Below are 7,971 nucleotides of genomic sequence, written 5' to 3'. Positions count from 1 at the left end.
CCCCCTCCCACAATAGCTAGCGGGCTAACGGAGATCCAATGTGGGAGCGAGCTTGCTCGCGATGGCGGTGTCCCAGTCAACAAAGATGTTGGATCTGCAGCGCCATCCAAGGGCCCGGCATCACGCGTCCGGCGTGATCACTGGCAACACCGTCTCCACCGCCAATCGCGCCAGTTCCGCATCTTCCTCGGCCTTGACCCCCGACACGCCGATGGCGCCGATGCACTGACCGTCGTGACGGATCGCCACGCCGCCCTCGAGCATGCCTTGCAAGTGCGGAGCGCTGAGGAAGGCGATGCGACCGCCGTTTATCATGTCCTCGAAGGCCTTGCTGTCCCGCCGGCCCATGGCGGCGGTGCGGGCTTTTTCGGTGGCAATGTAGGCCGACAATGGCGAGGCCCCGTCCAGGCGCAACAGCCCCAAGGGATGCCCGCCATCGTCGACCACACAGACCGATACGGCCCATTGACGCTGGTGGGCCAGCTCCTTGGCTGCTACTAGCAACTGGGCAACGTCCTGTTCGGTGAGTACCGCTTTGGTTTTCATGAATCACTCCATGCTGTGCAGCGTGAGGCCCGCCAGCCGACGCTGCGGGCGAGGGACACGGCGACGGTCATTCGCCATAGATATCAAAATCGAAGTACTTCTGGCGAATCCGCTCGTAGGTGCCGTTGGCGCGAAGGGTCGCCAGCGCCTGGTTGAAACGGCCCGCTAGCGGATCATTCTTGCGCACGGCGATTCCGATGCCCGTGCCGAAGTATTGTTCTTCGACGAAGTTTGGGCCAACAAATTCGAAATCCTTGCCTTCAGGACGCTTGAGCAGGCTTTCGTCGATGGCCACCGAACTGGCCATCGTCGCGTCCAGGCGTCCGCCCAGCAGGTCGAGGAAGACTTCGTTTTGCGAGCCATAACGGATCACCTCGGCCCCGGCCGGGGCAAATTTGTCGGTGACGTAACGATCGAAGTTGGTCGCCCGTTGCACGCCGATCCGCTTGCCTTTGAGCTGCGCGGGGATATCCTGGATGCCACTGCCCTTGCGAAACACCAGCCGCGCCGGAATCCGATAATAACGGTCGGTGAAGTCCACCGACTTCATCCGCTCCGGGGTGATCGACATGGAGGAAATCACCGCGTCGACTTTTTTCACCTTCAGCGCCGGGATCAAGCCGTCGAACTCCTGCTCCTGCCAGACGCAACGAACCTTCATCTCGGCGCAAAGCGCCTGGCCGATGTCATAGTCGAAGCCGACGATGGCGTTGTCCGGGGTTTTCGAGGCGAAGGGTGGGTATGCCGCCTCGATGCCGATGCGCAGCGAGGTTTCGGCGGCGTGCAGATTGGCGCCGAATGCCAGCAGCGAGACAAAGCCCAGCTTGAGTGCAATGCGTTTAACGTTCATTCATTAGCTCCGGATGCGATGTTATTGATTTCGGACGCTCCACGGGAAGTCGTCCGTTATGGCAGCAGCAATCTGAACAAGCGCGGGCGACCACTCTGGCGGTGGTCTTGCCCGATAGCGGCACAGCGGTGTCCGGCGGTCCTACACCGCGGCGGTCACGATCAGTTCCAAGAGGATCTGCGGGTCGTCAAACGCCACCTGTGCGGTGGCTCGCGCCGGGGTATGCGCGGCGTCGACCCAGTCGCTCCAGATCGCGTTCATCGCAGCGAAATCGCGGCCCATGTCTTTCATCCAGATCTGCACGCTGAGCAGGCGGCGCTTGTCGCTGCCCGACGCGGCGAGCAATTCGTCGATCCGCTGCAGCACCTGGCGGGTCTGGCCCTGGATGTCCTGGCTGCAATCGGCGGCGACAATGCCGCTGAGCCAGGCCACGCCGTTGTGCACGACGCTGCGGCTCAGGCGCGGGTTGCTTTCGATACGTTGAATGGTCATGACGGTTCCTCGACGCAGTGACGTTCGCCGGCCAGTTGGGCCAGCGTGATGGGTTTGAGGGGCGGACGGATGCGGTAGTAACCGACTTCAGCGGGCGACACGCGGCGCTGGGCGGCGATGATCTGGGTGACGCTCAAGCCGCATTGGCGCCCTTGGCACGGGCCCATGCCGCAACGGCTGAAGGCTTTGGTCTGGTTGGGCCCCAGACAGCCGAGGTCGACGTAGCGGCGGATAGCGCCAGCCGTGACTTCTTCGCAGCGACACACGATGACGTCGTCGGGCGGGACGCAACTTTCTGCCGGGGGGCGATACAACGCATCGATCAAAGGCCGCGCAGCACGGGCGCGGCGCAGGGCTTTCTCAAGGCGGCGCGCTCCACGAGACACACCGGCAATCGCCATCGCAGCGAGTCGCCCTTCCAGCCGCGCCACCTGCGCGCCGCCAATGGCACCGCCGTCACCGGCGATGAAAATGCCCGGTGCACTGGTTTCGCCCAAGTCATTGCGGCGTGGAATCCAGCACAGCTGCGACTCGCTCCAGTCATGCACCAGCCGTAACGACCAGCTGATTTGCGTGTGCGGCACCACGCCCTGGTGCAATAAAATCAATCCGGCGGGCACTCGCAAGTGCCGCCCTCCACTGTCGAAGCTCAGTGCGCTGGCGCGGTCCTCGCCCTCGACGCGCAGGTTGCCGGCACCCGGAAAGTGGCGGATGCCGCCACGCTTCAACTCAGCCAGCAGCCCGACGCCCTTGAGCAGATCGCGCCAGCCGCGCAACGCACCGGGAATCAGTCGCCAGGCCCGCAGCAGCTCACGACGGTGGCTGGTATCGACCAGCGCCTCGACGGCAATGCCGGCGCGCAGGTACTGCGCCGCCAGCAGGTACAACAGCGGACCGCAACCCGCCAGGACCACCGGCCCAGCCGGTACCAGCGCCGCGCTCTTGAGCAGGATCTGCCCCGCACCGGCCGTCATGACCGCAGGCAAGGTCCAGCCGGGAATCGGCATCGGCCGTTCGAAGGCGCCCGTGGCGATCAGCAGATTGCGCCCGCGCAACACCTCTGCGCAGCCGTCGATCAGGTAGTGCACCTCACGCTGGGGGGTGACTTGCCAGATCGCCGCGTTGGGCAGGTAACGCGCCCCGCATCGGAGAAAATCCGCCGCCAGCTGCGCACCAGCGCTGTAGTCTTCGCCCAGCACCGCCCGGCTGCGGGCATCGGCTTGAAGCACCTGGCGATAAATCTGCCCGCCAGGACTGGCCTGCTCATCCAGCACCACGACCGACAATCCCTGGTTCCTGGCCTCGATGGCGGCGCTCATGCCGGCCGGTCCGGCACCGATGATGATCAGGTCGATCACGGCGTTACTCATCGGTCCCCTCCTCGTTCGGCGCCAGGCTGACGGCGCCGCGTTGGCGTTGCACGCGCATGCCCGGGCGCACCGCCACCAGGCACGACTGGACGTTGGCCTGGCCGTCCACTTGCACCAGGCATTCGAAGCACACGCCCATCAGGCAGTACGGCGCAGCGGGCCTGCCGCTGACAGCGCTGTCACGGGTATGCCGAACGCCGCTGGCGAGCAGCGCCGCCGCAAGGCAGACATCACCCGGCACGCTCAAGGGCTTGCCGTCGAACTCGATCAGTACCGGGTTCTGCGAGACGGCCAAAGGCCGGAACAGGCTTTCAGCCGACATGACGCACCTCGGTTGGCGAATTGAAGCGCTGCAGGCCGAATGGCTTGACGGCTGGGTCATCGAACTCGCCGGCAATCCACGGGGCCAGGCGCAGGGCATGAACGGCGGCCAAGGTCACGCCGCTGTGGCAACTGACGACCGCCAGGCCCGGGCAGCCCTGGGGCATTTCGTAAATCGGAAACCCGTCGGCGCTCATCACCCGCAACGCGCCCCAGGCCCGCACCAGGCGTACGTCACCCAGCAGTGGGAAACACTGCACGGCGCGTCGGGCGATCGCGGCCATGACCTGGCTGCCGGTGCTGTCGTCAAAGCCGGCCGACTCATGGGAATCGCCCAGTTGCACGGTGCCCTCGTCGGTCTGGCGCACATACGTCGTGGGGTAATGGAGGAACGGCTTGAGTCGTTCGGTCACCAGGATCTGCCCGCGATTGGGTTGCACGGGCACGTCCAATCCGACCCTTTCGCCCAATGCCCGATTGCCCAGGCCCGCGGCCAGGACAACCTGCGCGGCAGACCAGCGCTGATCGGCGGCGCGCAGTTGCAAACCCGTGGTGTGCGGTTCGATGGCCTCGACGCGGTGACCATTGATCAACGTCACGCCACGCGCTTTGCAGGCCGCATGCAGCGAACGCAACAGCTTGAGCGGGTTGACGTGACCATCCATGGGCGAGAAACAGCCGCCCACCACGTCGGGGCCGATACCCGGCAGACGGCCGCGCAGTTGTGCTCTGTCAAGCAGCTCATAGGGATAATTACCGTCGAGGGCCTCGCGCAGCCACGCCAGGCGCGCGGTTTCCTCGGCCATTTCTGCGTCGCTCAGGCACAACTGGAAACCGCCCTGCTGGCGCAGATGGATATCGATACCCGTGTCGGCTTGCAGCGCTTCGGCGAAGCGCGGCCACAGCGCCACCGAGTCACGGGTCCATTGTGCATACGGGCTCATTCCGTAGCCCTTGCCCTGGACCCAGAGCAGACCGAAGTTGCCACGGGCGGCGCGAATCGCGTCGTCGCCCTCGTCGAGCACACTCACTTGGCGCCCGAGCAGGGCCAGGCCATAGGCAATGGACATACCCACCAGGCCGCCACCTACGATGATCACATCAGTTTTTTGCATGACTGCTTTATCGCTGTTCCAAAGGCCTTGAAGTACGGCGAGGCGCCGATTCATGGCCGGGCGAGTTCATGCGATCGATCCTAGGACGCTGCCACGCTGATTAAAAATGCTTTATTTTTGATAGCTCATGTCTTTTTGTTATGGGTGAGCATCCTTATGAACCTCCGCCAGTTGGAAGCGTTTCGCGCGGTGATCCTCGGCCAGACGGTGACTCGCGCCGCCGAAATGCTGCACATCTCGCAGCCCGCCGCGACCCGGCTGATTGCCAGCCTGGAAGAAGACATCGGCTTCAGCCTGTTCGACCGTATCAAGGGCCGGCTGCAACCGACCGCCGAGGCCATGACGCTGTATCAGGAGGTGCAGCGCTCGCTGCTGGGGGTGGAGCGGATCGCGCGCACGGCCCAGGACATCCGCAACCTCAAGCGCGGTTCGCTGCACATTGCCTGCGCGCCGGCCATGGGTCTGTCGTTCCTGCCGCGGGCGATTGCCGCGTTCATGGCCGAGCATGAGCAGGTGCAGGTCTCGCTGGTGGTGCATTCCTCGCGGGAAGTCGTTGACCTGGTGGTAGGCCAGCGCTGTGACCTGGGCCTGATCGTCCTGCCCAATACCTACCCGAGTCCCCGTGCCGAAAAGTTGCTGGCTACGCGCATGCTCTGCGCCCTGCCCGCCGGCCATCGGCTACAGGACCGCGCGTCCATCAAACCGGAAGACCTGCAGGGCGAACGGTTCATTTCCTACCCGCAATCCATCGGCTCCCGGCAACACATCGACGCGATTTTCGCCGCTCACGGCGTCGAGCGTGAGCTGCGCCTGGAAACCCAATTGTCCCAGCCGATGTGCACTTTTGTTGAGCAAGGCCTGGGCGTCGCCCTGGTGGACGCCATCAGTGCCGTTGAATACCGCGGCAACGGCATCGTCTTCCGGGCCTTCGAACCGGCGATCGAAATGGACTTCAGCATGCTGCTGCCGATCCATGGACCGTTGTCGAAACTGCAGGCGCGCTTCCTTGAACACATGCAGCGATTCATCGAGGCGCAGGTACCGGCGGCTTATCGGTTTTAAATCCATCAATGGATCCACTGATCAACACCGATCATCTGCGCAACCACCAAAACCGTTGACAAGCAAATTAGTTAAGAGAGTTAATGGATCCACTGATAAAAACAAAACCAGCCTGGAGATCCCTCTCATGTACCCCAAGAACGCCTGGTACGTTGCCTGCACCCCGGACGAGATTGCCGACAAGCCGCTGGGTCGGCAGATCTGTGGCGAGAAAATGGTTTTCTACCGCGGGCTTGCCGGCAAAGTCGCCGCCGTCGAGGACTTCTGTCCCCATCGAGGCGCACCGCTCTCGCTCGGTTATGTCGAGAACGGCAACCTGGTGTGTGGCTACCATGGGCTGGTCATGGGGGACGACGGCAAGACTGTCGAGATGCCCGGGCAACGGGTTCGGGGATTTCCTTGCAACAAGACCTTTGCGGTGCAGGAGCGCTACGGGTTTATCTGGGTCTGGCCGGGTGAGCAGGCATTGGCCGACCCTGCGCTGATCCATCCTCTGGAATGGGCGGAAAACGCGGAATGGGCGTATGGCGGCGGTCTCTTCCATATCCAGTGCGACTATCGCCTGATGATCGACAACCTGATGGACCTGACGCACGAAACCTACGTGCATGCCTCAAGCATCGGCCAGAAGGAAATCGACGAGGCACCGCCAGTGACCACGGTCGAAGGCGACGAGGTGGTCACTGCCCGCCACATGGAAAACATCATGGCTCCGCCCTTCTGGCGCATGGCGTTGCGCGGCAACAACCTGGCCGACGACGTGCCGGTGGATCGCTGGCAGATCTGCCGATTCACCCCGCCCAGCCACGTAATGATCGAAGTCGGCGTGGCCCATGCCGGCCACGGTGGCTATCACGCCGCGCCGCAATACAAGGCGTCGAGCATCGTGGTCGATTTCATCACGCCGGAAACCGAGACCTCCATCTGGTACTTCTGGGGCATGGCCCGCCACTTCCAGCCTCAGGACAAAGCGCTGACCTCGAGTATTCGCGAGGGCCAGGGCAAGATCTTCAGCGAAGACCTGGAGATGCTCGAACGCCAGCAGCGCAACCTGCTGGACCATCCGCAACGCAATCTGCTCAAGCTCAACATCGATGCCGGCGGCGTGCAGTCGCGTCGGGTGCTGGGACGCTGGATCGCCCGCGAGCGTGAGCAACAGGCCGCCCTGATCGCCAGTACCCGGCAGCCGCAACACGCGGAGCAACGGCCATGATCGAAGTCCAGGTCGCGGCACGCACTATTGAAACCGCGGACATCTGCAGCTACGAGCTGACCAGTATCGACGGCCAGCCACTGCCGGCCTTTACCGCCGGCGCCCATATCGACGTGCATTTGCCCGACGGGCTGGTTCGCCAGTACTCGCTGTGCAACCACCCGGAAGAACGCCATCGCTACCTCATCGGCGTGCTCAAGGATCCCTCGTCACGAGGTGGCTCACGCAGCCTGCATGAACAGATCCAGCCGGGTGCGCGGCTGCTGATCAGCGAACCGCGCAACCTGTTTGCCCTGGCCCCTGCGGCCCTGGGCAGCCTGCTGTTTGCCGGCGGCATCGGCATCACGCCGATCCTGTGCATGGCCGAGCAGCTGGCCCAGAGCGGCGCCGCGTTCGCATTGCACTACTGTGCCCGGTCCCGGGACCGCGCCGCTTTTATCGAACGCCTGGAGCAGTCGCCTTACGCCGACCGGGTATTCCTGCATTTCGATGAAGAACCCATCACCGCACTGGATGCCGTTCGGGTACTGGCTTCGCCCAGCGCCGACCTGCACCTGTATGTCTGTGGTCCCGGCGGGTTCATGCAGCACATTCTCGACACCGCCAAGGCCCAGGGCTGGCAGGAAGCCAATCTGCACCGGGAATACTTCGCCGCGGCACCGATCGACACCACAGCCGATGGCCGCTTCTCGGTGAAGCTTGCCAGCAGCGGTCAGGTTTTCGAGGTGCCGGCGGACCGTAGCGTGGTCCAGGTGTTGGAAAGCCATGGCATCGAGGTTCCGATTTCCTGCGAGCAAGGCGTCTGCGGCACCTGCCTGACCCGCGTACTGGAAGGCGTGCCGGACCATCGGGACATGTTCCTGACTGAAGCCGAGCAAGCCTGCAACGACCAGTTCACGCCGTGCTGTTCGAGGTCGAGGACACCGCTGTTGGTGCTGGATCTCTGAAGCCCAATATCCTGTGTGTGATGTTGGACCTTTAGAACACCACACCCTGTGGGAG

The 7,971-nt window shown here is 63.6% G+C and carries 9 protein-coding genes; 3 read left to right on the top strand and 6 right to left on the bottom strand.

All coding sequences use genetic code 11. From position 1 onward, the window contains the following. Nucleotides 1-120: 120 nt before the first annotated feature. The 6 genes from ACE04F_RS06615 to ACE04F_RS06590 form a co-directional block, all read right to left on the bottom strand. A complete protein-coding gene (locus tag ACE04F_RS06615) occupies nucleotides 121-546 on the bottom strand; it encodes a GlcG/HbpS family heme-binding protein (RefSeq protein WP_486105517.1) in 426 nt (141 codons plus the stop codon). A gap of 67 nt (nucleotides 547-613) precedes the next feature. Further along, nucleotides 614-1,396 carry an ABC transporter substrate-binding protein gene (locus ACE04F_RS06610; protein WP_434630907.1) on the bottom strand — a complete coding sequence of 261 codons (783 nt, stop codon included), beginning with the start codon at nucleotides 1,394-1,396 and terminating at the stop codon, nucleotides 614-616. A gap of 141 nt (nucleotides 1,397-1,537) precedes the next feature. Then, nucleotides 1,538-1,888 (bottom strand): RidA family protein, encoded by a 351-nt coding sequence (locus ACE04F_RS06605; RefSeq protein WP_486105516.1) that lies wholly within the window; start codon nucleotides 1,886-1,888, stop codon nucleotides 1,538-1,540. Then, entirely contained in the window at nucleotides 1,885-3,258 is a 1,374-nt protein-coding gene (locus ACE04F_RS06600) for an FAD-dependent oxidoreductase (RefSeq protein ID WP_486105515.1), read from the bottom strand. The genes ACE04F_RS06605 and ACE04F_RS06600 overlap by 4 nt, the downstream gene beginning before the upstream one ends. Then, the gene (locus ACE04F_RS06595) at nucleotides 3,251-3,580 is read right to left on the bottom strand and encodes a (2Fe-2S)-binding protein (protein ID WP_486105514.1); all 330 of its coding nucleotides are present in this window, start codon (nucleotides 3,578-3,580) and stop codon (nucleotides 3,251-3,253) included. Before ACE04F_RS06595 ends, ACE04F_RS06600 begins: the two co-directional genes overlap by 8 nt. Then, a complete protein-coding gene (locus ACE04F_RS06590; RefSeq protein WP_486105513.1) occupies nucleotides 3,570-4,694 on the bottom strand; it encodes an NAD(P)/FAD-dependent oxidoreductase in 1,125 nt (374 codons plus the stop codon). The genes ACE04F_RS06595 and ACE04F_RS06590 overlap by 11 nt, the downstream gene beginning before the upstream one ends. A gap of 156 nt (nucleotides 4,695-4,850) precedes the next feature. Between ACE04F_RS06590 and ACE04F_RS06585 the strand changes: the two genes are divergently transcribed. The 3 genes from ACE04F_RS06585 (at nucleotide 4,851) to ACE04F_RS06575 (ending at nucleotide 7,916) form a co-directional block, all read left to right on the top strand. Then, nucleotides 4,851-5,756 (top strand): LysR substrate-binding domain-containing protein, encoded by a 906-nt coding sequence (locus ACE04F_RS06585; RefSeq protein ID WP_486105512.1) that lies wholly within the window; start codon nucleotides 4,851-4,853, stop codon nucleotides 5,754-5,756. 127 nt (nucleotides 5,757-5,883) lie between these two features. Next, complete coding sequence (locus tag ACE04F_RS06580; protein ID WP_486105511.1) at nucleotides 5,884-6,969, top strand: Rieske 2Fe-2S domain-containing protein; 1,086 nt, start codon at nucleotides 5,884-5,886, stop codon at nucleotides 6,967-6,969. Next, entirely contained in the window at nucleotides 6,966-7,916 is a 951-nt protein-coding gene (locus ACE04F_RS06575; protein ID WP_486105510.1) for a PDR/VanB family oxidoreductase, read from the top strand. The genes ACE04F_RS06580 and ACE04F_RS06575 overlap by 4 nt, the downstream gene beginning before the upstream one ends. Nucleotides 7,917-7,971: the final 55 nt, after the last annotated feature.

It is taken from the genome of Pseudomonas sp. AGC41 (assembly GCF_057334555.1).
The sequence above is the reverse complement of the archived record's forward strand: the minus strand, read 5'-3'. Positions and strand labels throughout refer to the sequence as shown.

Excerpts from the sequence above, each read along its gene's own strand:
- ACE04F_RS06615 (WP_486105517.1), bottom strand. The coding sequence starts at position 546 with ATGAAAACCAAAGCGGTACTCACCGAACAGGACGTTGCCCAGTTGCTA.
- ACE04F_RS06610 (WP_434630907.1), bottom strand. The coding sequence starts at position 1,396 with ATGAACGTTAAACGCATTGCACTCAAGCTGGGCTTTGTCTCGCTGCTG.
- ACE04F_RS06605 (WP_486105516.1), bottom strand. The coding sequence starts at position 1,888 with ATGACCATTCAACGTATCGAAAGCAACCCGCGCCTGAGCCGCAGCGTC.
- ACE04F_RS06600 (WP_486105515.1), bottom strand. The coding sequence starts at position 3,258 with ATGAGTAACGCCGTGATCGACCTGATCATCATCGGTGCCGGACCGGCC.
- ACE04F_RS06595 (WP_486105514.1), bottom strand. The coding sequence starts at position 3,580 with ATGTCGGCTGAAAGCCTGTTCCGGCCTTTGGCCGTCTCGCAGAACCCG.
- ACE04F_RS06590 (WP_486105513.1), bottom strand. The coding sequence starts at position 4,694 with ATGCAAAAAACTGATGTGATCATCGTAGGTGGCGGCCTGGTGGGTATG.
- ACE04F_RS06585 (WP_486105512.1), top strand. The coding sequence starts at position 4,851 with ATGAACCTCCGCCAGTTGGAAGCGTTTCGCGCGGTGATCCTCGGCCAG.
- ACE04F_RS06580 (WP_486105511.1), top strand. The coding sequence starts at position 5,884 with ATGTACCCCAAGAACGCCTGGTACGTTGCCTGCACCCCGGACGAGATT.
- ACE04F_RS06575 (WP_486105510.1), top strand. The coding sequence starts at position 6,966 with ATGATCGAAGTCCAGGTCGCGGCACGCACTATTGAAACCGCGGACATC.